At 73.5% G+C, this 24,431-nt stretch carries 17 protein-coding genes; 8 read left to right on the top strand and 9 right to left on the bottom strand.

Annotated features, from left to right (window positions below; all coding sequences use genetic code 11):
- Nucleotides 1–141 precede the first annotated feature (141 nt).
- Nucleotides 142–1,200: an extracellular solute-binding protein gene (locus tag ABZ321_RS43355; RefSeq protein ID WP_344512398.1), complete on the bottom strand. Its 1,059-nt coding sequence runs from the start codon at nt 1,198–1,200 to the stop codon at nt 142–144.
- A 31-nt stretch (nt 1,201–1,231) separates the two neighbouring features.
- Nucleotides 1,232–2,308, bottom strand: a complete 1,077-nt coding sequence (locus ABZ321_RS43360) for an ROK family protein (protein ID WP_354901627.1) — start codon at nt 2,306–2,308, stop codon at nt 1,232–1,234.
- Between the two features lie 610 nt (nt 2,309–2,918).
- Here ABZ321_RS43360 and ABZ321_RS43365 point away from each other — a divergent pair.
- Together ABZ321_RS43365 and ABZ321_RS43370 are read left to right on the top strand one after the other, a co-directional pair.
- Nucleotides 2,919–5,564 (top strand): sugar-binding protein, encoded by a 2,646-nt coding sequence (locus tag ABZ321_RS43365; RefSeq protein WP_354901629.1) that lies wholly within the window; start codon nt 2,919–2,921, stop codon nt 5,562–5,564.
- Nucleotides 5,565–6,160: 596 nt separating this feature from the next.
- The gene (locus tag ABZ321_RS43370) at nt 6,161–8,443 is read left to right on the top strand and encodes a hypothetical protein (RefSeq protein ID WP_344512392.1); all 2,283 of its coding nucleotides are present in this window, start codon (nt 6,161–6,163) and stop codon (nt 8,441–8,443) included.
- A 14-nt stretch (nt 8,444–8,457) separates the two neighbouring features.
- Here the strand turns inward: ABZ321_RS43370 and ABZ321_RS43375 are convergent, their stop codons facing one another.
- Nucleotides 8,458–9,003, bottom strand: a complete 546-nt coding sequence (locus tag ABZ321_RS43375; RefSeq protein ID WP_354901631.1) for a DoxX family protein — start codon at nt 9,001–9,003, stop codon at nt 8,458–8,460.
- Between the two features lie 193 nt (nt 9,004–9,196).
- Between ABZ321_RS43375 and ABZ321_RS43380 the strand changes: the two genes are divergently transcribed.
- Together ABZ321_RS43380 and ABZ321_RS43385 are read left to right on the top strand one after the other, a co-directional pair.
- On the top strand, nt 9,197–12,508 hold the full coding sequence (locus tag ABZ321_RS43380) for a hypothetical protein (protein ID WP_354901633.1): 3,312 nt from the start codon (nt 9,197–9,199) through the stop codon (nt 12,506–12,508).
- A gap of 76 nt (nt 12,509–12,584) precedes the next feature.
- Nucleotides 12,585–13,802, top strand: a complete 1,218-nt coding sequence (locus ABZ321_RS43385; protein WP_354901635.1) for a glycosyltransferase — start codon at nt 12,585–12,587, stop codon at nt 13,800–13,802.
- On the opposite strand, the gene ABZ321_RS43390 is transcribed toward ABZ321_RS43385, so the two are convergent.
- Genes ABZ321_RS43390 through ABZ321_RS43405 form a run of 4 tightly spaced genes read right to left on the bottom strand, consistent with a single transcriptional unit; the run spans nt 13,745 to nt 17,365 of the window.
- Nucleotides 13,745–14,956 (bottom strand): ABC transporter permease, encoded by a 1,212-nt coding sequence (locus ABZ321_RS43390; protein WP_344512384.1) that lies wholly within the window; start codon nt 14,954–14,956, stop codon nt 13,745–13,747. The two genes, ABZ321_RS43385 and ABZ321_RS43390, sit on opposite strands and share 58 nt — an antisense overlap.
- Nucleotides 14,953–15,627, bottom strand: a complete 675-nt coding sequence (locus ABZ321_RS43395; RefSeq protein ID WP_354901758.1) for an ABC transporter ATP-binding protein — start codon at nt 15,625–15,627, stop codon at nt 14,953–14,955. Before ABZ321_RS43395 ends, ABZ321_RS43390 begins: the two co-directional genes overlap by 4 nt.
- A gap of 53 nt (nt 15,628–15,680) precedes the next feature.
- Nucleotides 15,681–16,694, bottom strand: coding sequence for a peptidoglycan-binding domain-containing protein (locus ABZ321_RS43400; RefSeq protein WP_354901637.1), 1,014 nt, complete (start codon nt 16,692–16,694; stop codon nt 15,681–15,683).
- Nucleotides 16,695–16,753: 59 nt separating this feature from the next.
- Nucleotides 16,754–17,365: a hypothetical protein gene (locus ABZ321_RS43405; protein ID WP_354901639.1), complete on the bottom strand. Its 612-nt coding sequence runs from the start codon at nt 17,363–17,365 to the stop codon at nt 16,754–16,756.
- A gap of 131 nt (nt 17,366–17,496) precedes the next feature.
- Here ABZ321_RS43405 and ABZ321_RS43410 point away from each other — a divergent pair, with 131 nt between their 5' ends.
- From ABZ321_RS43410 to ABZ321_RS43425, 4 genes are all read left to right on the top strand, one after another.
- Complete coding sequence (locus ABZ321_RS43410) at nt 17,497–18,153, top strand: response regulator transcription factor (RefSeq protein WP_344512378.1); 657 nt, start codon at nt 17,497–17,499, stop codon at nt 18,151–18,153.
- Nucleotides 18,154–18,167: 14 nt separating this feature from the next.
- On the top strand, nt 18,168–19,346 hold the full coding sequence (locus tag ABZ321_RS43415; RefSeq protein ID WP_354901760.1) for a HAMP domain-containing sensor histidine kinase: 1,179 nt from the start codon (nt 18,168–18,170) through the stop codon (nt 19,344–19,346).
- A gap of 86 nt (nt 19,347–19,432) precedes the next feature.
- The gene (locus ABZ321_RS43420; RefSeq protein WP_344512441.1) at nt 19,433–19,951 is read left to right on the top strand and encodes an NADAR family protein; all 519 of its coding nucleotides are present in this window, start codon (nt 19,433–19,435) and stop codon (nt 19,949–19,951) included.
- Nucleotides 19,948–20,847 (top strand): hypothetical protein, encoded by a 900-nt coding sequence (locus tag ABZ321_RS43425; protein ID WP_354901641.1) that lies wholly within the window; start codon nt 19,948–19,950, stop codon nt 20,845–20,847. The genes ABZ321_RS43420 and ABZ321_RS43425 overlap by 4 nt, the downstream gene beginning before the upstream one ends.
- Before the next feature lie 38 nt (nt 20,848–20,885).
- Here ABZ321_RS43425 and ABZ321_RS43430 read toward each other — a convergent pair whose 3' ends face one another.
- Together ABZ321_RS43430 and ABZ321_RS43435 are read right to left on the bottom strand one after the other, a co-directional pair.
- The gene (locus ABZ321_RS43430; protein WP_354901643.1) at nt 20,886–22,991 is read right to left on the bottom strand and encodes an MMPL family transporter; all 2,106 of its coding nucleotides are present in this window, start codon (nt 22,989–22,991) and stop codon (nt 20,886–20,888) included.
- A gap of 85 nt (nt 22,992–23,076) precedes the next feature.
- Nucleotides 23,077–24,369, bottom strand: coding sequence for a DUF1254 domain-containing protein (locus ABZ321_RS43435; protein WP_354901645.1), 1,293 nt, complete (start codon nt 24,367–24,369; stop codon nt 23,077–23,079).
- Between the last annotated feature and the right edge of the window lie 62 nt (nt 24,370–24,431).

The raw sequence follows: 24,431 nt of genomic DNA on the forward strand, positions 1-24,431 counted from the left end.
AAAACACCCCCCCCCCCCCCCCCCGGGGCCAACGCCGCCGGCGACTCGACACCCCGCCGGGGCGGGGGGGGGGGGGGGCCCCCCCCCGGGCCGGGGGGGGGGGGGGGGCCCCCCCCCCCCCCCCCCCCGGCCAGGGGGCGGTCAGCCCTTGTTCTTGATCTCGGCGTTCCAGTGGTTGATCCACTGGGTCTCGTTCTTGGCGATGACGTCCCAGTCGACGTCCATCGGCTTGAGGTTGAGGTCCGCCAGCCACTGCGGCTTCTCGGAGATCGGCACGGCGGGGATCTGGAAGAAGTCCTTGGCCAGCTTGGCCCGCAGCTCGCCGTCGAACAGGAACTCGATGAAGGTCTTGGCGCCCTCGGTGTTGCCGCCCTTGATCGCGGCCACGCCGTCGACGAGCACCGGCGCGCCGGACGCCGGCATCACGTAGCCGAACGGCATCTTCGACTGCTCGGACTGCAGCAGGATGTCCTGCAGGTTCCAGGCGCTGAGCACACCCTGCTCGCGGGACATCTTGACGTACAGGTCCGTCGGGTTGGCGGCGTAGTCGCCGGTGTTGGCGTCGAGCTTGCGCAGCCAGTCGTAGCCGGGCTGCGGGTTGCTGCCGTCCTTCGACAGGCGCTGGATCATCGAGGCGTAGATGGACCGCATGGTGCCCGACGCGGCCACGTCGCGGATGATGACCTTCTTCTTCCACTTCGGGTCGAGCAGGTCGTCCCAGTCCTTCGGCGCCTGGTCGGCCGGGATCGCCTTGTTGTTGTACATGATGACCTCGGGCAGCAGGATCTCGCCGAACCAGCGGCCCTGCGCGTCCTTGTACCGGGCGTCCATCTGCCCCGCGAAGGAAGGCTGCCACGCCTCGAGCAGGCCGTCGCCGGCACCGGCCGACAGGCCCTGCTGCGTGCCGCCCCACCAGACCGAGCCCTGCGGGTTGGCCTTCTCGGCGCGGGTCCGCTCGAGCACCTCCTGGGCGCCCATGTTGAGCACCTCGACCTTGCCCTTGTACTCGGGGTGCTTGGCGACGAACTGCTCGACGACGAAGTCGGTGACCTTCTTGTCGCGCGCGCTGTAGACGACGATCTTCTCGGCCGGCTTCCCGGAGGCGCCCGCCGAGGCGGAATCCTTGTTCTCACTCCCGCAGCCGGTCAGACCGGCCACTAACGTGCTGACCGCGAGGGTGAGGGCAACGCGACGTCTCATGACTTCCTCCGCATGCAGAAAGGGGGGGGTGTTATCGGTGGTGGTTCGTGGTGAGGAAAGGGCCGGGTAGCCGTACCGCGGCCGACAGGGCGTAACTGATCGCGCCGTGCAGCACCGCCTGGTCCCCGAGCACGGCCCGGCGCACCTCGGTGGAGGCCGGAACCCTCGCGGAGACCAGGTCCTGGATGCGTGCCAGCGCCGCGTCGTCGAGCTCGGCCGCCGCGCCGCTGAGCAGCACCCGGCCCGGGTCGACGACGCAGGCGCAGGAGATGATGAGCCGGGCCCACGCCTCCAGCACCTCGTCGAGGTAGGCGCGGGCCGCCGCGGACGTGGCCGCGAGCTCGATCAGCTCGCTGACCGGCGCCTCGGGGCGGCGGCCGGGGTTCAGCGCGACGACCCGCTCCGCGATCGCGTTGGCCGACCAACGCGCCTCGAAGGGGCCGACCCCGCTGTAGGCGCGGTCCGCCTGCGGATCGAGCGGGAGGAAACCTATCTCCCCCGCCGCGCCGCTCGCCCCCCGCCGCACCTGGCCGTCGAGGATGAGACCGGCGCCGATGCCGTCGGCGACGTGCAGCAGCAGCAGGTCGTCGACGTCCTTCCCGGCGCCCGCCATCCGCTCCCCGGCCGCCATCAGGTTGACGTCGTTGTCGACGACCACCGGCACGCCGAGCTCCTGCTGCACCGACTGGCCGATCGGCCGCGCCTCGACGAGGCCGACCGAGGGCGCCAGCCGGACCGCGCCGTCGGACGACACGCCGGGCACGGCGATCGCGACCCCGCACAGCGACGGCCGGTTGTCGGCGACCAGCTCCGCCACGAACTGGCAGACGGTCTCGACGACGTCGCGGCCGAGGCGGGACGTGCGGTGGGCGATCACCGTGCCGTTGCTGTCCGCGATCTCGCACGTGATGCGGGGCGGCTCGAGCGAGACCGCGGCCACCAGCTCGGCGCGCGGGTTGAACTCGAGCATCGCCCGCGGTCGCCCGTGCGTGTTGGCGCCCGGGCCGCGCTCGATCAGGTATCCGTCGGCGATCAGGTCACGCACGAGCGCCGTCAGCGTCGCCGCAGGAAGTCCGGTGAGCTCGGCCAGATCGACCCGGGACAGCACACGCGCTTCCCGGGCAGCCGAGATCACCGACTGGCGCTTGATCTCACGCGACCGTTCCCGGCTGACCGGACTTGTCGGTGCTCTCCCCACGGCGATCACCCTTTCTTACTAGTGCGAAGAAAATCGGGGGTCAAGTCACGGAACGATCTCGAAGGGCCACGATGCCCCCGCGATATCGACGAGCTGGACATGGCAAAAGGCCAGGTGGCTCGCCTAAAAGGACAGTAATGTGGACAGATCATAAACACAAATATGGACATTCATGGTCGGATCGGGACCACGCCCGGGTGCTCTCGTTCGGCGATTCTTTCTAGAGCGAAGAAAATGCCCGTCCGAGGTGTTGACAGCTCTTTCGGGCGGTCCCTAGCGTTACGCCACAACACCCTTCCAGTGCTGACCGGCTTGCCGGCCGCTGTGATGCATGGCGACTGTCCACTGTGGACGGTCGTCCTGCCGTGCCGGGCGCCGTCGCGTCCACGCACTAATTTCGCAGTCTGAATTAACTCGGCAAACCGCCAGCGGTCCAGGAGTACCCCCGTCTCCACCACACGAAGAAGGTTGCCCTATGAGATGGCGCCCCAAAGCCGTGATCGCCACATGCGGTCTGTTGATGGTGGGCCTGGCAAGCCCTGCACAGGCCAAACCGAACGCACCGATCGACCTGGACATCATGTTCATCGGTGCGCACCCGGACGACGAGGCCGGACAGCTCGGCATGTTCGGGTACTGGAACGAGTACCACAACATGAAGGCCGGGGTCATCACGATGACCCGGGGCGAGGGCGGCGGCAACGCAGTCGGCCTCGAGGAAGGGCCCGCGCTCGGCATCCTGCGTGAGGCCGAGGAGCGCCGCGCCGTCGGCCGGGCCGGCGTCATGAACGTCTACAACCTCGACGCGCTCGACTTCTACTACACCGCGAGCGCGCCGCTGTCCGAGCAGATCTGGAACTACGAGAAGTCGCTGTCGCGCATCGTGCGCACGATCCGGACCACCAAGCCGGAGGTCATCGTCACGATGAACCCGTCGGCGACCCAGGGCAACCACGGCAACCACCAGGAAGCCGCGATGCTCGCCGTCGAGGCGTTCTACGCGGCGGCGGACCCCAACGCCTTCCCCGAGCAGATCAAGAAGGAGGGGCTCCAGCCCTTCCGGCCCGCCCGCCTCTTCCAGGGCGGCGGCAGCGGCACCAGCTCCAACGGCCAGGCCTGCGAGACCACCTTCACCCCCTCCCAGGCGACCAACACCATCTTCGGCACCTGGCAGGGCTACGAGTCGGCCCGCAACGGCGGCATGCGGTGGAACCAGGTCGGCGTGCTGGCCCGGCGTGAGTACGCCTCCCAGGGCTGGGCCGACACGGCGGACGCGCAGAGCAACCCGGCGAGCATCGGCTGCAACCGGATCACGATGATCGACAGCCGGACCCCGTACCCGGACCCGAACGTCGGCGGCACCGCCGCGCTGCAGGGCACCAGCATCCGCGCCGCCGGCGGGCTGCCGCTCGGCACGGAGCTGCACGTCCGCTCCGAGCAGTGGGAGGTGCTGGCCGGCCAGCCCTTCGAGGTCAAGACCCACGTGCGGGCCACGCAGGCGATCCCGGGCGCGCAGGTGGCCCTGGAGGCCCCGGCGGGCTGGACCGTCACGGGCAAGGGCGACATCGGCACCGTCACGCCCAACAACAAGGAGTCCGTCGCCACGTTCACCGTCACCCCACCGGCCACCCTGGTCGCGGGTCAGCGGTTCCAGCTCAAGGCGACCATGACCACCAAGAAGGACGGCACCGGCAGCAACACCACGCTGGTGCAGGCCACCGCCCCGGTCCGCGGCACGCTCGAGCCGCTGCCCGAGGTGGGTGACTTCCGCGAGTGGACGCAGCGCAACCAGGTCCAGTCCCTCGACGCGCTGATCGAGTCGATGCTGAGCATCCCCAGCGGCGGCACCCGGCCGATCCGCGTCGACCTCACCAACCACAGCGACCAGGTGCAGTCCGGCTCGGTGAAGCTCAAGGTGCCCGCCGGCTTCGCCGTGGCCGAGGCGCAGCAGAGCTACAGCGGCCTGCAGCCCGGCGCGCGCGGCTCGGTCACGTTCACGGTGACCAACACCGACGCGTCGCTGCCGACCGCCAACCGGGCGCCCAACGACGGGCGCTACGCGGTGCAGATCGAGACCGGCTACGTCGGTGGCAGCGCGGTCGAGCCCGGTGTCCTCAACATCGTGCCGGTCACGTCCATCCCCAAGGCGGCGAAGGCCCCGGTCGTCGACGGCACGGCGAGCCCGGGCGAGTACGGCGGTCAGGCCATCGACATCTCCACCCGCTGGGAGGGCACCGCGGCCACGGCGGCGGACATCTCCGGCAAGGCCTGGCTGACCTACACCGACGACGCGATCTACGCGCTGTTCGAGATCACCGACGACGTGCTCGGCACGGTGCTGCCGCCCGAGGACTGCAAGCGTCCCCGGCGCAACGACAACATCGAGTTCGGCATCGACCCGCGCGGCGGCTCGCCGAACACCTCCACGGTGTTCAACGTGGCGCTCTTCCCGGCGACGAAGGACCCGGCCAACGGCAACCCGCCGTGCTACGCCCGGGAGCGGGACAACCACCAGGGCGCCGGCCCGGTGACCGCGCCCGGCATGCAGGTCGCGTCCGTCGTCTCCAGCAACCCCTACACCGGCTACCGCATCGAGGTGAAGGTGCCGTTCAGCGTCCTGCCCGACAACGTGGACGCGGCGAAGATGGGCATGAACATCCTCGTGAACGACTCCGACACGCAGGACCTGGCGGCGCAGACCCGCGTCGGCTGGTCCACCTGGAGCGGCGTGCGAGCCGACCCGTGGCGCTGGGGCGTCGCCAAGCTGGAGGGCTACCAGACCCAGCCCTCCTCGCCGAAGGCGCCGATCATCCCGGACACCGCGGCGGAGAGCGTGAAGTCGCCGCAGACGATCCTGCAGTCGAGCTCGGACATGGTCGCCCCCGGCGGCTGGACGGCGCTGCCCGAGGGCACAATCCAGATCAAGGACGCGGTCAAGCAGCAGAACGGCGTCCAGGTCGAGCTCAAGGCCCGCCAGGCCGGCACCGCCCGGGTGTTCGTCTGGGACGGCAACGCGATCCTGGCGCAGTCCACGGTCGAGTTCGACCGCAGCGGCTCGAGTGCCGTGTGGCTGCCGACGACCGGCACCCTGCCGGCCGGTGCCACGCTGCTGGTGTCGTACCAGTCCGGCGAGGCCACCACGGGCATCGCCCAGCAGCTGAGCTGAGCACGCTGAGCTGAACGCACAAGGGAGGGGCCGGCGCACGCCGGCCCCTCCTTTCGCGTCCGCCTGATCCCACGAAGCGCGCGAGGACCCCCACACTCACAGTCACTTCCGCATGGCACGGCGACACCTGGCAGCTGCCACGCCCGCGCCGCCGCCACAGGCGGCACAGGCGCCTCCACAGGCGCCTTCGGCGTCGGGTCCCCACCCCAGATGCGGCTGTTCTCCTTCTGCGCCCACTCTTGAATGATTCGTCCGGGTTTGGCCTCTTCGGGACGTCATTGGCTCCGCGCGCCTGCCATCATGAGGGTGGCACCGGCGCCCGCGCGCCGGTGGCGGTGAACATCAGAAGAACGGCCCCTGACATGCCCCGCGTGGAGGCGTGTAAGGGGTGCAAGCAGTGCCGGGCGTCACTGTGCGCGGTCAGGGCGCGCCGGTCAGGGTGCCTATACTCGGGCCGCAGCTTACGGCGAAACCAGAAGGTGACTCTCACGATGACTCTGGCTCAGCAGGCCGAGCACGACGGTGGTGTCCAGTCCGACGAACAGTCGCCCGGCCCGGTGCGGACGGCTGTCTGGAGGTCCGGATGGTTACCGGCGGTGCTAGTGGCGGTCGCCACGGTCGGAGTGCTGTGGTTCTACGACGTGTCACCGGCGACGACCGGGATCTTCGCGGCGTACATCGCGATCGGGATCACGCTGCCGGGAACGCTGTTGTGGCGGCTGGTGCATCGGGGGGCGCGGGCGCTGCCGGAGGACCTGGCGGCCGGGACGGCCATCGGGTACGCGATCGAGGTGCTCGCCTACATCCCGGCCCGCGCCCTGGGGGTGCCGCTGGCGGCGCAGCTGGTGCCGCTGGCGGTCATCGTGGCGTTCGCGGGGGTGCCGAGGCTGCGGCGGTACTGGCGCGGCGCCGGCCCGGCCGCGCGAACGCCGCTGGCCTGGTCGTGGGCGATGGCGGTGCTGGCGCTCGTCATGCTGGCGTGGGCGGCCAACTACTACCGGTTCGTCGGCATGAAGTGGCCCAGCTACGGCATGACCGACATCGACCTGCCGTTCCACCTGGCGCTCACCGGCGAGATCAAGCACCACATGGACCTCGTGACGCCGTGGGTGACCAGTGAGGGCGTCTTCTACCACTGGTTCGTCTACGCGGACTTCGCCTCGACGAGCTGGGCGACCGGGATCGAGCCGTGGGTGCTGCTCAACAGGCTGTCCCTGCTGCCGATGGTCATGGCGTACGTGTTGCTGATCGCCGCGTTCGGGCGCCGGGTGACCGGGTCGTGGCTGGGCGGGGCGCTCGCCTCCCTGGCCGCGTTCCTCGTCCTGTCTCCCGACCCGTACGGCTGGCAGCTGAACGGGTTCTACCAGACCTACGCGTTCAACCCCATGGACGACGGGTCCAACCTCAAGCTGTTCCTGTGGACCAGCCCGACCCAGACGTTCGGCAGCCTGCTGTTCGTGCCGCTGATGCTGCTGCTGGTCGACCTGCTGCGGGAGCACGGCGGGGACCGGCGGCGGTGGGTGCTGTTCGCGCTGCTGCCCGGGGCGATCATGGGCGCGAAGGCGACGTTCCTGCCGACGCTGCTGTGCGGGCTGCTGCTGGTCGTCTGCGCACAGCTGGTGTTCCGGCGGCGGCTCAACCGGGTGGCGCTCGCCGCGCTCGTCATCGTCGGAGCCTGGATGGCGTTCGCGAACCTGGTGCTCTTCGGCGGGGAGAGCCAGGGGCTGGACATCGTGCCGCTCGGCGGGATGCGGCACAACCCAGCCGGCGGCACCACCGGCTTCGTGGCCGACCCGAAGATGTACCGCCTGGTGATCCTGCTCGCCCTGACCGTGCTGTGCTGGGTCTGCATGTGGGCCGGCGCCGCCGGGCTGCGCCGCCGGCTGTTCGACGCCGAGGTGCTGCTCATGGCCGGGCTCGGGATCGTCGGCATGGCGGCGCTGATGCTGTTCGCGCACTCCGGCGGGTCGGCCGAGGGCTTCTTCCTGATGGGCGCGCGGCCGTACCTGGCGACCCTGGCCGTCTGGGGGCTGCTGCTGCTCGCGCCGGCGCTGACCTGGCACACCGCCCGCCCGCTGCTGGTGGCCTTCGGCGCCGGCGTGCTCGTGATCTTCGCGATCCGCGCCGTCGACGGCACTCACCTGCCGAAGTTCAGCCCCACGTACCGCACGGTCCAGCTGGCCGCGAAGCTCACGTACCCGTACGCCATCCTGGCGCTGGTCATCGTCGTCGCGGCGGTCCTGGCCTGGCGGTACCGGTCCCGGCTCGGCGGCGTCAGGCCGGCGGCGCTGGTCGTGACCCTCATGCTCGGCTTCACCCTGCCGACCGTGGCCAGCCAGATCGCCAACGTGTACCCCACCGCCCAGAAGGACGGCTGGAAGAACGCCGCGAAGCTCTGGCCGATCGTCACCGAGGGCACCCTCGACGCCGGCCGCTGGCTGCGCGCCAACTCCTCCTCCGACGACCTGGTGGCCACCAACGCGCACTGCGTGTACCTCACCCCTGAAGACGGTTGCGACCGGAGGCACTTCGGCATCGCCGCGTACAGCGAGCGCCGCGTCCTCGTCGAGTCGTGGGCCTACACGGCCGAGGCGCACAGCCAGGAGCGCACACAAGGCGTGATGCAGCAGTACTCCATGTACTGGCACCCGCAGATCATCATCGACAACGACGCCGCCTTCACCGCGCCGTCCGCGGAGACCGTCGGCAAGCTGCGCGACCAGTACGGCGTGCGGTGGCTGTGGGTCGAGGACGTCTCCAACTGGTACTACGTGGACAAGCCGCCGTACCCCGAGGAGGTCAACGTCTCACCGGACCTCGGCAAGTTCGCCCAGCTGCGGTACCGCGCCGGACACGTGGCCGTCTACGAGATCAAGTAGTCCGGGGAGCGGTCTCAGAACTGGGCGTGGGTCATCGTGTACCAGGTGGGCACGAAGGTCGTCAGGGCCAGCAGGACCAGCACGGCCAGCGACGTCAGCGCGCGCCGGGTCGTGAGGCGGGCGGGCTCGGTGGGGCGCATGGCGAACCGGCCGGCGGCGACGAAGGCGGCCACCCCACCGAGCACGACGGTGGCCGGGACCAGCGCGTACTCGCCGCGGACGAGATGGAAGCCGGCGGCCAGGACCATGGTGAGCGCGAGCCCGGCGGCGGCGAGCGGGACCAGCCGCGGCCTGACCCTGGTGATCGCCGGCAGGATCAGGCCGATGCCGCCGAGCACCTCGGCGACCCCGATGAAGACGATGAGCGGCTGCGGCACCGCGGCGTACCAGGCCACGGCCCGGGGCGCCGCGGCGTAGAGGGTGTCGTCGGCGAGCAGCACCTTGCCGAAGCCGCTGCCGGCGAAGAAGAAGCCCCACAGCACCTGCAGGGTCCACAGCACGCCGTTGAGCGTGAAGCGGATCTTGGCGGCGGGCCGGATCGTGGTGGCGGTCGCGTCCATGGTGTCTCCCTGGTGTCGTGGTGCGGGTGTCGCTGACGGGAGACAGCTGACCACCGCGGCGGCCCGCCGCGCGCCGGCCGTGGGACACCGTGGGACACCCGGAACGCGCCCCGCCTGCGCGAACACGGGAGTGTTCCGGCGGCGCCGACCGGGACGCGGCTCAGGACGGGCGGGCGCCGGGCAAGATGTGGGGATGGACGGCGATCATCTGCCCTACCCGGCGCGGCGCGGGCTGCAGGCCGCGCGGGCCCTCGCGGGCGCGGCGGACGGCACGCTCGCCGCGACGCTCGCCGCGCTGCGCGCCGGGGAGCGGCACGAGCGCGAGGTGGCGCTGTTCATGGCGCTCGTCGGGCGGGACCGGCAGGCGGTCCTCGCCGCGCTCACCGACGAGGACCCGCACATCCGCCGCAGCGCCCTGCTCGCCTGGGCCGGGTCGGCCGAGACCGCGCCGGAGCCGGTCGCCCGGGTCGTCACGGACGCGCCCGCCGACACGCGGGTCCGGCTGTACCGGCGGATCCGCGTCCGCGGGCGGACGGACCTCGCCGAGGCGCTCGTCGACCCGGTCCGCGCCCGGTTCGGCGACGCCGAGGCCGCGGCGTTGCTGCCGGCGTGCGGCGAGGCCACGGTCGCCCGGCTGCTGCCGCAGCTGGCCCACGTGCTCGGCGACCGGGCCGCACTGACCCGGCGCCACCCGAGGGCCTGCCTCGACCAGGCGGAGCGGGAGCTGGCGGCGCTGCCGGAGGCCGCCCGCGGACCGTGGTGGGCGCGGCACGGCGCGGGGGTGCTCGCCGCGGCGCCCGCGCTGCCGCACCGGGTGCTGGAGCTGCTGGAGCGCTATGGGCCGCGGGAGTCCCTGCCGTCCCCGTTGCGCGCCTACGGCGTGCTCACCGCCGCCGACCCGCTGCTGGTCCTGGCGCTGCTGACCCGGCCTTCGCGGGCGGCGTGGCTGGCCAGGACGGCGCTGCCGCGGGCGGTGCTGTCGCGGCTGGGCCGGCTGCCGGTGGCGGGGCTGGTGGGGCTGGCGCGCCGCCTGCGGGGGCACGGGCCGGCGTTGGCGCGGCTGCTCGCCGCGGTGCCGCCGCACGACCGGGCGGAGCTCTTCACCCGGGCGATGTCCGATGTGGACCGTTCCCGGTCGCTGCCGGAGGCCGACGTGCACCGGGTGCTGCCGGCCGGGCTGCGGGTGGCGGAGGCGCGCCGGGCGCTCACGCTCGACGCGGTGCGGCAGAGCGAGGCGCTGACCCTGGCCTACACCGCGCACCTGCCGTGGGCGGAGGCGGAGGAGCCGCTGCTCGCCGCGACCCGCCGGGCCCGCGCCGAGGACCGCGTCACCGCCTGGCAGCTGCTGATCCGGTGCGCGGCGCGCGGAAAAGACCCGGCCGCCGTCCTCGCCGCGACGCACCACCTGCTGCGGCTGCGCAACGAACAGGACCCGGTGCGCGCCGCCGCGCTGTGGAGCCTCGCCGACGTGCGGCCGGCGCTGCTGCGGCCCGAGCTGGTCGAGCCCCTCGAGCAGGTCGTCGCGGACGTCGTACAGGCGCGGGACACCTCACCGATGGCGCTCGGCCGGCTCAGCGACCTCGCCGTGCTGGTGCTGCGCGAGCGGTTCGACTCGCCGGTGCTGGTCCGGTGGGCGCTGCACACGTTTCAGCGGCTCCTCGGCGACGACCGGGTGCCGCGCCTCGGCGACCTGCCCCGGCTGCGGCGGGGGCAGGAGACGCAGGCGTTCGAGGCGGTCCGCGGCTGGGTGCGGCTCGGCGCGGAGCGGGCGAAGTTCGAGCCGCTCTTCGCGATCGCCCGGGCCCTCGGCGAACGGGCCTGGCGGCTGCCGGACCTGCAGTCGATGCTGGAGCGCGCCACCCGCCGCGGCACCCTCGCGGGCGTCGCCCGCACCGCCGTCGACCTGTGGCTCGCCGATCCGAGGCACCGCGCCGAGCGGGTCGAGGCGGTGCTGCGCGAGGACCCCTCCGCGATCGCCCTGCCCGCCGTGTGGCGGGCCGTCTGCGCCCGGCGCGGCGACCTGCTCGACGCCGCCCTGACCGGCCCGCCGCCGACCGGCCGGTTCGTGCCCGCCGGGGTCCGCTGGGTGCCGCCGCGCCCGGTGCACCTGCGGCGCTGGCTGCCCCACCAGCACCGGGCATACGTCGAACGCCAGGCCGAGGTGGTGCGGGATGTGGGCGCGACGCCGCAGGCCCGGGCGGCGGCGCTGCGCGACGCGGCCCCGGTCCCCGTGCACGGCGAGGCCCTGGTCCTGGAGTGGGTCGACGCGGGCGACGTGGTCCTGGCGGAGGCGGCCCTGGCGGCGCTCGCCTGGACCGACCGGCCGGCGGCGGCGCTGCCCGTGCTGCTCCGCCACGTCGGTGACGACCGGGCCCGGGTGGTGGTCGCGGCGGCCGGCCGGGTCAGCCGCTTCACGCCGCCGTCGGTGCTGCTGGCGGCGCTCGACCCGGCCCTCGGCAAGGTGACCGCCCGGAAGGAGGCGGTCCGGCTGCTGGCGGCGCGGTCGGTGCCCGGCGCGGCGGACACGCTGTGGCGGCTGTGGCAGGACCCGGGCCTGCACCGCTCCGTCCGGGTCGCGATCGTGGCCGCGGCCCGGCAGCGCGCCGGCGACCCCGCGATGTGGCGGATCCTGCGCGCGGCGGGCGCCGGCCGGGACCGTGACAGCGGCCGCGACGAGCTGGCGGAGCTTCTGGCGGCCAGCCCGTGGGCGGTGCCGGTGCCGCTGCGCGGCGACTACGCGGCGCTGGTGGCCGCGGCGGCCGCCGGACCGGACAAGCACGCGGCGACGTGGGCGTGGGCGATGCTGCCCGATTGGGCGCCGTGGCTGGCTGACGTGACGGGCGCGGCGGTGTCCCGGCTGACCGACCTCGACGACCGGATCGTGTGGCGCCCCGTCGTGCGGGCCCTGGCCGGCCTCGTCGACACCGGCCTCGGCGAGGCGCCGCTCGTCGCCGCCGTGCGGGCCCTGGCGGCGGCCGGCACGGACGCCTCCGACACCGCGCGCGACACCGCGCGGCGGCGGGTCGAGGCGATCGTCGACGCGGTCGTCGCGTGGTCCGACCGGGCGGCGCACGACGCGGCGGGGCGGGACGCGACCGGCGCCGCGGGACGGGCACTGTCCACGGTGGACGGGTACGTCCCGGCGGCGGCGGCCCTGCTGGTCGAGGCGGCCGACCTGGCCGACCCGGCGACCGGCTGGCTCGACGGGGTCCGCCGGCTGACCGCGGACCGGCCGGTGCTCGCGGCTCGGCTCGCCGGGCGGGCCGGCAGGCGGCTGGAGCGGCCGGCCGCCGAACCGGGCACGACCCTGGCGATCGCCGCCCGGCTCGCCGCCGGGGACGGGCTCGCCGACGGGCTGTTCGGCCTCGCGTACGCCGCCCGGGGCGGCGACCTGGGCTGGCCGGAGCCGTGGCGCGACGTCGTCGCCACGCTGCGCCGCCACCCGGTCGCGGAGGTGCGGGACGCCGCGCTGGCCCTGTCGACGGACCCGACCGTGGATCAATGAACATCGGCTTTCCAGACGGCGTACACCTCGCGTGAGCCATCCCCGAACCCGGCGGGCGTGCCGCACCATGTCCGGCGTGAGAGTTGCGCACTTCTGCGACAGCCATCCCGGCCGCTCCGACGGCGTGGCCATCTCGGTCGCGACGACCGTGGCGCTCCTGCGTGACGCCGGGCACGAGGTCCAGGTGTACCAGCCGGCGCCGCTGCTGCGCGGGCGGGCCGAGCCGTGCGGGGTGCGGTCGGTGCCGGTGCCGCTGCGCAACGTTCGGATCGGGGTGCCGAGGTTCCCGGGGATGCGGCGGGTGCCGGAGGTCGTGCACATCCACACGCAGGGCCCGGTCGGCGTCGGCGGCCTGCGGTACGCGCGGGCCCACGACATCCCGGTCGTCATGACCTGGCACACGGACCTGCTCGCCTACTCGGCGCACTTCATGGAGATCCAGCTCGGCGCCGCCCACGCCGCGCAGCGCCTGCAGGTCGGCTGGACCGTCCGCGACTACCTGAAGCTGACCCGGCCCGGCACCGAGCGGCGGGCCCAGCTGGTGCGGGTCGGCCAGGAGTTCCTGGACCGCACCGCGATCCTCATCGCGCCGTCGGAGAAGACGGCGGCGAGCCTCGCCGAGTTCGAGCGCGTCCCTCCGGTGTGGACGGTGCCGACGTCGGTGACGCTGCCGGACTGCCCGCTGAGCCGCGACGACCTGCGGCGGTCGCTGCGGCTGCCGGCGGACGCCCCGGTGGTCCTCGCCGTCGGGCGGGCCACCAAGGAGAAGGACCCACAGCTGCTGCTCGAGGCGTTCGCGCGGCTGCTGCGGCGGCTGCCGGACGCGCGGCTGGTGATGCTCGGCGTGCTGCAGCGGCGGCAGGCGGTGCTGCGGCAGGCGCGGCAGGCCGGGGTGGCGCACGCGCTGCGGCTGGTCCGGCCGGTGCCGCACGCGAGCATGGCCGCCTACTACCGGATGGCCGACGTCCTGGCCTTCGCGTCGACCACCGACACGCAGGGCCTGGTGCTCATCGAGGCGGAGGCGCAGGGCCTGCCGGTCGTCCTCGCGGACGCGGCGCTCGCCGGCACGCACCGGCTGAGCACCGCGCCCGACGCCGACTCGTTCGCCGCCGCGCTCGTGCGGGTCCTGACGGATCCGTCGCTGCACCGCGAGGTGGCCGAGGCCGGCCGGGCCGCCGCCGGGGCGTACTCGACCCAGAACTACCTCGACCACCTGCTGCGTGCGTACAGCGCGGCTCAGGGTGTCGCGAGAGCCTCCGTCGGGGCGAGCCTGGCGGCGCGCACCGCCGGGTAGAGGCCCGCGATCGCGCCGATCACCAGCGTCGCGACGACCCCGCCGGCGGTCGCCCACGGCGGCACGACCGCCGGCCACGACCTCGTGAGGGCGTAGACGCCGGTGACCGTGACCCCGAGGAACACCCCGCCGACCCCGCCGAGCGCCGACAGCAGCAGCGACTCGGCGAGGAACTGCAGCAGGACCTGCCCGCGGGTGGCGCCGAGCGCCCGCCGCAGGCCGATCTCGGCGCGCCGCTCCAGGACCGAGATGACCATCGTGTTGGCCACCCCGACGCCGCCGACGAGCAGCGCGACCGCGCCGAGGCCGAGCAGCAGCCCGGTGAACGTCTTGTCCGTCGCCTGCCGGGCGGCGAGCGCGTCGGATGGCCGGGACACCTTGACCTCGTTGGGCTTCTGCGGGTTCGCGGTCGCGGCCAGCACCGACCGGACCGCCTCCACCTGCTCGTCGCGGGACCGCGTGTAGACGGTCGTCGGGTGCCCGTCGAAGCCGAGGTAGGTCTGCGCCGCCGCCCAGCCGACGAGCGCGGCCGCGTCGAGCTCCGGCGCCAGCGGCACCGGCCGCAGCACCCCGACCACGGTGAACCACCGCCGGTCCAGGTACACCTGGACGCCCTCGCCGGCCGTGTCGATGCCGAGCCGCCGGGCGGCCGCCGCACCGAGGACGACCGCCGGATAGCGGGCGGTGGCGTCGTTGAGCCAGACGCCGCCGGCGAGCGACGCGCCGACGGTGCGCGGCAGGTCCAGGTGCGCGGCCTGGACGCTGATCGCGCCGGTCTGCGCGGCCGGGATGTGGTCGCTGCGGTACACGTGCGCGCCGGACACCTTGCCGGTCGCGGCGACCTCGGTGACCGGGCCGATCCGCGAGATCATCGGCACCGACTCGTCGGGCAGGGTCGCCTCGCCGCCGAACAGGTCGTTGCCGGGGGCGACGGTCAGCAGGTTGGTGCCGAGCGCGTCGAGCTGCCGGTCGAGCTCCGCCCGGCTGGACGAGGAGATGCCGACGACGGCGGTCATCGCGGCGATGCCGATCGCGATGCCCAGCGCGGACAGGAACACCCGCATCGGCCTGGTCCGCAGCCCGGCGCTGCCGACCCGCAGCACGTCGCTGAGGAACAGCCGGGCGGGGCGCAGCGGCGCGGTCGCGCTCGTCATGCGACCACTCCCCCGGTCGGCGCGACCACCTGACCGTCGCGCATGACGACCTGGCGCGGCAGCGCCGCCGCGATCGCCTGGTCGTGGGTGATGACCAGGACGGTGGTGCCGGCGGCGTGCAGCTCGCGCAGCAGCTCCACCACGCCGGCCCCCGACGTGGAGTCGAGGTTGCCGGTCGGCTCGTCGGCCAGCAGCAGCGCCGGCTCGCCGACGACGGCGCGGGCGATCGCGACCCGCTGCCGCTCGCCGCCGGACAGCTCGTGCGGCAGGTGGTCGAGGCGGTCCGCGAGGCCGACCCGGATGAGGGCCGCCTCCGCCCTGGCCCGCCGCTGGGCCCGCGACGGCCCCGCGTAGAGCAGGCCGTCGGCGACGTTGTCGAGCGCGCTCTGGCCGGGCGCGAGGTGGAACTGCTGGAAGACGAACCCGATCCGGTGGGCCCGCAGCGCCGACAGCTGCCGGTCGGTGAGCGCGGAGACGTCGTGCCCGTCGATGCGCACCGTGCCGGACGACGGGCGGTCCAGCGTGCCGATGAGGTGCAGCATGGTCGACTTGCCGGAGCCCGAAGGCCCGACGATCGCGACCATCTCCCCCGACTCGACGGTCAGCGACACCTCCCGCACCGCGGTGACGCCGCCGGGGTACGACTTGCTGACCCGCTCCAGCGCGACCACCTCGGCCGGTCCGGCCGCGACGGCGTCCCCCGCCGACAGGTCGATCATGGCGGTCATGACGGCACCCCGACCTGCATGCCCTCGGTGAGCCCGCCGCCGCTGACCTCGACCCGCCCCGCGGCGAACATGCCGAGCTCGACGGCGACGACGCGGCTGGCGCCCTGCTCGACGACCTGCAGCCCGTAGCCGCCCTCGGCGAGCGCGAGCAGCGCCGAGACCGGCACCGTGAGCACGTTCTCCTTGCGCGAGGCGGTGAACACGACCTCGACGGTGATCTGGTCGAGCCCGGCGAACGCGGCGCCGTCGTCGGGCGTCACGGTCACCTCCAGGTTCGTCTCCGCCGGGTTGTTGCCCTGCGCGGGCGTGATGACCGTGACGACCTTCACGACCTTGCCGGGCACCGTCTTGCCGGTCGGCAGCTTGACGGTGACGGCGGTCCCCACGGCCGCGAGCCGCTGCTCGGAGACCTCCAGGGAGACGGTGACGACCGGCCCGGTGCCGGTGCAGGTGAGCAGCGCCCCGCCGGCGGGGTCGCCGAGGGCCGCCTTGTGCTCCTCGACGCGGACCGCGCCGACCGCGTAGACGACCCGGCCGAGCTCGACCACGCCGGTCTTCGTCAGCCCGAGCTTGCCCTGCCACGCCTTGACCGCGGTCGCCGTCGACGCGGTGTACTCGTCGTCGACGGTGAACCCCTTGTAGCCGAGCGCGGCGAGGTTCTCCTCGAACTGGCGGACGTCGGCGCCCTCCGTGCCGGGTGCCAGGTTCCGGTAGGCGGGCAGGCCGCCGTACAGGAGCACGACCGGCGTGTCGTCCACCTTGTACAGCGGCTGTCCACGCTGGACGGTCGCGCCGACGGCCGGCAGCTCGGTCAGCGTGCCGCTGAGCCGCCCCGACACGGTCGCCGAGGTGCCGTGGCCGAGCTTGCCGTCCTCGGTCTGGGTGTCGACGAGCGTCTGCCGGGTGACCTTCGTGGTCTTCGGCGGCGCCGCCGCGGCCTGGGTGCTCGCGTCGCTGTCCCGGTCCGGCAGCCCCAGCCCGGCCGCCGCGGCGGCTCCGACGGCCGCCACCGCCACGACCGTCACCGCGACGCGCCCCGCCCTGCTCCTCTTCCTCCGGCGATCGACGCTCATGCGCCGCCGCCGGTCTCGGTCTTCTGGTTGGTGGCGGGGCCGCCGTCGCCGGGGCGCTTCGGCCCGAACTGCTGGCACGCCTGGTCGGCCTTCTTGAAGGCCTCGCTGCCGGGGTCGAGGTTGCTGCCCTGGCCGCCCTCGATGCGGATGCCGCCGTCCTCGCTCGGGTCCGGGAACTCCGGCACGCCGTTCTCCCGCATGCACTGCGAGTACTTGCGCATCCGCTCCTGCATCTCCGGGTCGGCCTTCATCGGCTGGCCGCCGTTGGGCATGTACTGCTTGCACTCGGCGTTCGCGGCGTCGACCTTCGCCTTGTCGGCACCCTGCGGGAGCATCATGCTGACCCCGCCGCCCTCGAACTGCGGGTCCGGCATGTCGATGCCGTGTTCACGCATGCACTGGGCGTACTTGAGCATGTTCTCCTGGTCCTTGGCCGGGTCCCGGGGCTGGTTCCCCGACCCGGCGCTCGCGCTCGCGGTCGGCGTGCCGCCGGCGCTCGCCACCCCGTTGTCGCCGCCGCCGGTCTTGCCGCACCCGGAGACGGCGAGGCCGGCGACGAGCAGCAGGCCGAGCAACAGACCCCGCGCCGGGGCTGTCCTGACGCGCATCATGGTGTTCCTCCTGAGAGGGGCCGGGCCTTCGCCGGCCGCTGCGCCGAAGTCAAGCGGGGAGCGCGTCACCCGGCCGTAACCGCGAACGTTGACGCCGGCGTGACGTCACCACGCGTCACCATGGAGGCATGCGCATTCTGGTGGTCGAGGACGAGCCGCTACTGGCCGAGACGGTCGCGCAGGGGCTGCGGCGCGACGCGCACGCCGTCGACGTGGTCCACGACGGCGGCGCCGCCCTGGAGCGGCTCGACGTCAACGACTACGACGTCGTGGTCCTCGACCGGGACCTGCCGGTCGTCCACGGCGACGACGTGTGCCGGTCCCTGGCGGCCCGCGACGGCGCGGCCCGCGTGCTGATGCTGACCGCCGCCGCCGACATCGACGACCGGGTCGCCGGCCTCGCCATCGGCGCCGACGACTACCTGCCGAAGCCGTTCGCGTTCCGGGAGCTGTCGGCGCGGGTCGCCGCGCTCGGACGGCGGGCGCGGGCGGCGGCCCCGCCGGTCCTGGAGCGCGCCGGGATCCGGCTCGACCCGCACCGCCGGGAGGTGTTCCGCGACGGCCGGTACGTGCCGCTGTCCCGCAAGGAGTTCGCGGTCCTCGCCGAGCTGCTGCGCGCCGACGGCGCCGCGGTCTCCGCCGAGCAGCTGCTGGAGAAGGCGTGGGACGAGCACGCCGACCCGTTCACGCACACGGTGCGGATGACGATCCTCAAGCTGCGGCGCAAGCTCGGCGACCCACCGGTCGTCCACACCGAGCCCGGCGTCGGCTACCGGGTGGCGTGATGACCACCAGACTGATGAACAGGCTGACGATCCGGGCGCGGCTCACGCTGGTGTACGGAGGGCTGTTCCTCCTCGCCGGGCTGCTGCTGCTCGGGGTCACGTACGTCCTGCTGTACCAGCGGCTCAGCGGCAACGCGATCATCAGCGGGACCGTCAGCGGGCTGCCCCCGGGTGTCGCCGCGCCGCCGCCGGACGGGCAGCTGTTCGTCCGGCAGATCAGGGACGACATCACCACCGACACCCGGCAGACGCTGATCGTCCAGGGCGGCATCGCGCTCGCCGTCATCGCGGCCGCGGCGACCGCGTTCGGCTGGCTGATCGCCGGGCGGCTGCTCCAGCCGCTGCACCAGGTGACCGCCACCGCCCGCCGGATCGCCAACGCCCCCGACCGCGGGCTGCACGAGCGGATCGCGCTGCCCGGCCCGCACGACGAGGTCAAGGAGCTCGCCGACACGTTCGACCTGATGCTGGCCCGGCTCGACCACGCGTTCGACGGGCAGCGGCGGTTCATCGCCAACGCGTCCCACGAGCTGCGGACCCCGCTGACGCTCAACCGGACGCTCCTGGAGGTCGCGGTCGACCCCGAGGACGCCTCCCCGGAGCTGCGGCAGCTCGGCAGGACGCTGCTGGCCGTCAACGCCCGGCACGAGCAGCTCATCGACGGGCTGCTGCTGCTCGCCAGGTCGGAGCGGGAGGTGACCGACCGGTCGTTCGTCGACCTCGCCGACATCGTCGAGCACGTCGCGGCGCAACTGTCACGCCCTTCCGGCAGCTCCCGGCTGCCACCGGGGAAGGCGGCCGTGGACAGCGCGCCGCAGGAGGCCCCGACGACCGGCAACGCCGTGCTGCTCGAACGGCTCGTCCACAACCTGGTCGAGAACGGGGTCCGGCACAACCTGCCCGACGGCGGCTGGGTCCACGTCAGCTGCGGCACCCGCCCCGACGGGACCGTCGCGCTGACCGTCAGCAACACGGGTCCGGTCGTGCCACGGTACGAGATCCCGCGCCTCTTCGAACCGTTCCGGCGGCTCGGGCCCGAGCGGGTCGCGGCCGGCGTGCCCGGCGCCGGGCTCGGCCTGTCGATCGTCGGCGCCGTCGCCCGCGCCCACGGCGGGCGGGTGCGGGCCGAGCCGCGCGACGGCGGCGGGCTGGTCGTCACGGTGATCTTGCCCATCGCACCGCCGGATTCCTGACATAACGGGTTGCCACCGTCCGGCAGACTCGGATCATGCCAGTTCCGACCGACCCACCGGCCAGCACCGCCGAGCTCATCGCGCTGATGTCGACCGACGCGCGGGTCCGTTTCCTGCACTTCTGGGGGCACCGGCCCAACCGCGACGGTTCCGTCGGGCCGGGCTGCCTGAGCCAGTGGTGGCCGGCCGAGTTCCAGGTCGGCGGCGTGCGGTACGCGTCCGCCGAGCACTACATGATGTGGTCGAAGGCCACCCTGTTCGGCGACGCCGCCACCGCGGCGAAGGTGCTGAAGGCCGGTCACCCGAACGACGCGAAGACCCTCGGCCGTGAGGTCCGCGGCTTCGACGAGACCGTCTGGAAGCGGGAGCGCTTCGACATCGTCGTCAACGGCAGCGTAGGGAAGTTCGGCCAGCACGAGGACCTGCGCGCGTTCCTGCTCGGCACCGGCGACCGGATCCTCGTCGAGGCGAGCCCCGTGGACCGGGTCTGGGGCATCGGGCTGAGCGCCCAGGACGCCTCCGCCGACGAGCCGGCCCTGTGGCGCGGCCTCAACCTGCTCGGCTTCGCCCTCATGCGGGCCCGCACGATCCTGGCGGCGGCATGACATCGCTGAAGAAGCAGTCCCGCGAGCCGGAGCCGCTTCCCGACTGGCTGGCGTGGCCGGTGCGGGTGGTCGCGGTCGTCGTGGTCGTGCCGTTCAAGCTGCTGTGGGAGCTGCTCGTCGCGATCCGCAGGTACGTCCTGGAGCCGATCCCCCGGCTCGTCTACCGGTATGTCCTGCGCCCGATCGGCATCGCGATCAACTACGTCCTGCTCCGGCCGCTCGCCTGGGTATGGCGCACCCTGATCTGGATCCCGCTGGTCTGGGTGCTGCGCAACCTCGTGGCGGCGCCCCTCGCGTGGCTCATCGAGCACGTGGTCGCGCCCGCGCTGCAGGCGCTCTGGGACGCGACCGTGTGGCTGGCGAAGCGCACCCGCCTGTTCTGGGTCTACCTCGGCAAGGGCGTCTACTACGTCCTCTGGGCCCTGGTCCAGGGGGTCCGGTGGACCGGGATCGGGCTGTACCGCTACGTCCTGCGCCCCATCGGCATCGCGATCGCGTGGCTGGCCGAGACCGGGTACCGCTACGGCATCCGCCCGCTGGGCATCGCCATCGCCTGGCTCGCGGTCGCGCTGTGGCGCTACGTGCTGAGGCCGGTCGGCCTCGCGGTCGCGTTCGTCGTCGGCGTCATCGGCTACTACGGGATCCGGCCGGCGGGCCTGCTCATCGCCTGGCTCTGGCGCAACCTCGTCGTGCCGGTCGGGCGCGGGATCGCGTGGGCTGTGTCATGGGTGTGGAACCATTCCGTCGTCCTGCTGTGGAAGTACCTCGTCGTGGCCCCGGTCCGGTGGGTCTGGCAGTCGGTGGTAACGCCCACCGGCCGGTGGATCCGCGATGCGGTCCTCCGGCCGGTGGGGCAGACGGTCGGGCGGGTCCTCGCCGCCCTCGGGCTGCGCTGAGGCGCTGCCCCGGGGCTGCCCTGGGGCAGCGCTGGGGCTTACGCCACGGGCGCGAGCTCCCGCTCCTCGGCCGCCTCGACCTTCACGTGCGGCAGGAGGCGGTCCAGCCACGCGGGCAGCCACCAGTTGGCGCGGCCGAGCAGCGACATCGTCGCCGGGACCAGGACCAGGCGGACCAGGGTCGCGTCGACGAGGACGGCCGCGGCCATGCCGACGCCGATCATCTTGACCGTCACGTCGGGGTCGAGGGCGAACCCGATGAACACCGCCACCATGATGGCCGCCGCGCCGCTGATGACCCGGCCGGTCGCGGACAGGCCGCGGACCACGCTGCCCTGCGCGTCGCCGGTCGCCAGCCAGTCCTCGCGGACCCGGGACAGCAGGAAGACCTCGTAGTCCATCGACAGCCCGAACAGGACGGTGAAGAGCAGGATCGGCACCCAGCTCGACACCGGCACCGAGTGCGGCAGCCCGACCGCCTTCGCGCCGGCGTCGGTCTGGAAGACGGCGGTCATCACGCCGTACGCCGCGGCGACCGACAGCAGGTTCATGATGGCGGCCTTGACGGCCACGACCGGCGCCCGGAACAGGACGGTGAGCAGCAGCAGCGACAGCGCCACCACGAACGCGACCACGATCCACAGCCGGTCGGAGAGCCGGTCGGAGATGTCGGCGAACACCGCGACGAGCCCGGTGACGAGCGCGCCGTCGGGCAGGACGTCGGCGCGGAGACGGTTGAGCAGCTCGGTGGTCCGCTCGTCCTGCGGTCCGGTCGTGGGCTCGACGAGGATGACGGCGGCGTCGGCGGTACGGGCGGCCGGCGCCACCAGCGCCACACCCGGCACGGCGCGCAGGGCGGCGACGAGACCGTCGACGTCCGGCACCTTGGCCGTGTCGACGGCGATGACGAGCGGGCCGTTGGCTCCGGCGCCGAACTCGGCGGAGGTCAGGTCGTAGGCCTGCCGGGTCGTGTTGGAGGTCGGCTGGCTGCCGGCGTCCTGCGGCCAGGTGCGCATGCCGAGGACCGGCGCGGACAGCACACCGAGGACCAGCAGCGACGCCAGGGCCGCGACGACGGGCCGGCGCCCGACGAGCGCCGCCCACCGCGCCGTGAGCCCGGGCCGCGCCACGGTGTCCCGCGCCACGGCGGTGCCCTTGCGGACCGCGCGGGGCAGGACCCGGTGGCCCGCCAGGCCGCACAGCGCCGGCACGAGGGTGATCGAGGCGAGCATGACGGCGCCGACGGCGGCGAACGTGGCGTAGCCGAACGACGAGTAGACCGGCAGCGTCGCCAGCCTCAGGCCGAACAGCGACACCAGCACGGTGAGCCCGGCGACGATGACCGACGCGCCCGCGGTCGCGTTCGCCGCGGCGGCCGCCTCACGCGGGCTCAGCCCCGCCCGCAGCCCTTCGACGTGCCGGGCGACGAGCAGCAGCGCGTAGTCGATGCCGACGCCGAGCCCGACCATGGTCGCGATCGTGGGGGCGGTGCCGCTGATGTCGGTGGCCTTCGCGAGCAGCGCGATGATGGCGCTGGCGACGCCGAGGCCGCTGATCGCCACGATCAGCGGCAGGCCGGCGGCGATGACCGAGCCGAGCGCGAAGACCAGGATGAACAGCGCGGCGACGATGCCGACGGCCTCGGCGGTGCCGGACGGCGCGGAGATGTTCTCGGCGACCTGGCCGCCGAACTCGACCTGCAGGCCCTCGCGGACGAGCGGCTCGGCAGCGGCCCGCAGCGCGTCCATGCCGGTGGTGCCTTCGAAGTCGGTGACCGGGATGGTGTACCGGACGGCGATGAGCGCGGTGTCGCCGTCGGCCGACATGCGCGGCTGCGACACGTCCCCGGCGCTCGGCATCGCGGCGAGCCGGGTGCGGAGCCCCTCCAGGGTCGCGGGGTCCACCTTGCCCTTGCCGTGGACCACGACGCGGGCGTCGGTGCCGGCCAGCTCCGGCAGGTGCTTGCGCAGGAACTCGGTGCCCGCCTGCGACTCGGTGCCGGGCACGTTGTAGTCGTCGTGCGGGGTGCCGCCGAAGCCGGCGGACAGCGCGGTGAACGCGACGAGCACGATCACCCACGCGCCGATGATGCGCCAGGGATGGGCGGCGGCCGCTCCTCCGAGCCGGCCGAGCAAGCGGGACATATGTGGTGCCTCCAAGTCGTCTGAATCAGCAGCGACACCATCCCGGGTGCCACTTACAGCCGACTTGGAGGTGACTAGGACAGCACTAGAGCCGCATGACCGGCGGCGGCTGGAACGTCCCGGACAGGACGGCCTGGCTCGGCTCGTACACCCGCAGCACCGGCCGGAAGCCTCCCTCCGGCGCCGGAAGCCAGTTGGCGACGTCGTCGGGCCGCTCGTGCTGGATGCGGATGGTGAGCGACCCGTCGGCCTCGGGCCGCAGCCCGGGGGTGCCGCCGCCGATCGCGCGGCGGTCCAGGGGGTTCGGCACCGGGAAGGAGCCGGGTGCGTCGTACATGGACAACGACCACCCGGCCTCGGTCGGCGGCGGCTCGGGGAAGCGGAGCTCGTAGCGGTGGGCGCCGCTGAGCCGGACGCCGGCCGCGTCCTTGTGCACGGTCGGCGCGACCGACTCGTAGGCGTGGTTGCCCCACAGGCCGGTCCGCGCCGCGACGGCCCGCATCACGTGCGCCTCGTCGCGGTCCGGCATCGTCCACTCCGGCGTGTCCATCGTGCCGACCTCGAAGAAGTCGAGGTTGAAGTCGAACATGTGCAGGTCGTTGGTCCAGCCGTTGACGAGTTCGGCGTGCCGGGTCGTCGCCTCCTCCTCCAGCTGGTCGCGGGCCGCTTCGAGCCCGTCGCGCAGCGTCTCGCGGAGCTCGCGCGGCGCGCCCGCGTACGGCGACGTGCCCGGCTCCAGCAGCCCGATCGCCGCGAACCTGCGCTGGTAGCGCCGCTCCGCCGGCGACGGCGGGAACGCCGCGAGGGCCCGCCGCAGCGTCTCGAAGAACACCAGGTCCTCCGGGACGCCCGCCTGCGGGTGGGGCAGCCCGTCGAGCGGGACCTGCGGGTACATCGGCTCGATCCGCAGCGCGTCCTGCAGCGCGTGCACGGCGGTCTCGTCGTCGGCGCCGCCGCAGGCGAACCGTCCGATGAGCGTCGTCACCATCGTCGGGATCCTGATGACCTGGGCGCCGGGGGCCTCCCGTCCGGCCCACCCGGGCGGCACGAGCAGGAACTCGCGCTCGCCGCCGCCGGTGGACCGCCGGCCGACATACGCGAAGTTGTCCGTCCACGCGTCGACGAACTGCAGCACGTGGTACCGGTCGCCGGTGTCGGGGACGCGCAGCCACAGTGGCCCGCCGGACAGGTCGAGCCGCGCCGTCGAGTGCAGCAGGTCCGGGTTGGCGTTGGCCCGGTCGTCGAAGCGCCGCTGATGCCTGAACGTGTTGTCCGCGCCACCCTCCCGCTCCACGGCGGCGAGGCTGGTCAGCAGCGGGTAGCCGTACTGGAACGCCTCGGCGGCCAGTGTGGTCAGGTCCATCGCGCGGAAGTCCATGCGTCCCTCCCGGGGTTGGATCGCCTCCTCTGGACTCCAGCCTGCCCGCCGGCCGTGACGCC

It is taken from the genome of Dactylosporangium sp. NPDC006015 (genome assembly GCF_040614215.1).
GTDB lineage: Bacteria > Actinomycetota > Actinomycetes > Mycobacteriales > Micromonosporaceae > Dactylosporangium > Dactylosporangium maewongense.

Bases quoted from the DNA above. Each gene is read 5' to 3' on its own strand.
- ABZ321_RS43405 (WP_354901639.1), bottom strand. From the start codon at position 17,365: ATGCGCGTCAGGACAGCCCCGGCGCGGGGTCTGTTGCTCGGCCTGCTG.
- ABZ321_RS43390 (WP_344512384.1), bottom strand. From the start codon at position 14,956: ATGACGAGCGCGACCGCGCCGCTGCGCCCCGCCCGGCTGTTCCTCAGC.
- ABZ321_RS43375 (WP_354901631.1), bottom strand. From the start codon at position 9,003: ATGGACGCGACCGCCACCACGATCCGGCCCGCCGCCAAGATCCGCTTC.
- ABZ321_RS43435 (WP_354901645.1), bottom strand. From the start codon at position 24,369: ATGGACTTCCGCGCGATGGACCTGACCACACTGGCCGCCGAGGCGTTC.
- ABZ321_RS43415 (WP_354901760.1), top strand. From the start codon at position 18,168: ATGAACAGGCTGACGATCCGGGCGCGGCTCACGCTGGTGTACGGAGGG.
- ABZ321_RS43425 (WP_354901641.1), top strand. From the start codon at position 19,948: ATGACATCGCTGAAGAAGCAGTCCCGCGAGCCGGAGCCGCTTCCCGAC.
- ABZ321_RS43355 (WP_344512398.1), bottom strand. From the start codon at position 1,200: ATGAGACGTCGCGTTGCCCTCACCCTCGCGGTCAGCACGTTAGTGGCC.
- ABZ321_RS43380 (WP_354901633.1), top strand. From the start codon at position 9,197: ATGGACGGCGATCATCTGCCCTACCCGGCGCGGCGCGGGCTGCAGGCC.
- ABZ321_RS43365 (WP_354901629.1), top strand. From the start codon at position 2,919: ATGGTGGGCCTGGCAAGCCCTGCACAGGCCAAACCGAACGCACCGATC.
- ABZ321_RS43410 (WP_344512378.1), top strand. From the start codon at position 17,497: ATGCGCATTCTGGTGGTCGAGGACGAGCCGCTACTGGCCGAGACGGTC.
- ABZ321_RS43430 (WP_354901643.1), bottom strand. From the start codon at position 22,991: ATGTCCCGCTTGCTCGGCCGGCTCGGAGGAGCGGCCGCCGCCCATCCC.
- ABZ321_RS43420 (WP_344512441.1), top strand. From the start codon at position 19,433: ATGTCGACCGACGCGCGGGTCCGTTTCCTGCACTTCTGGGGGCACCGG.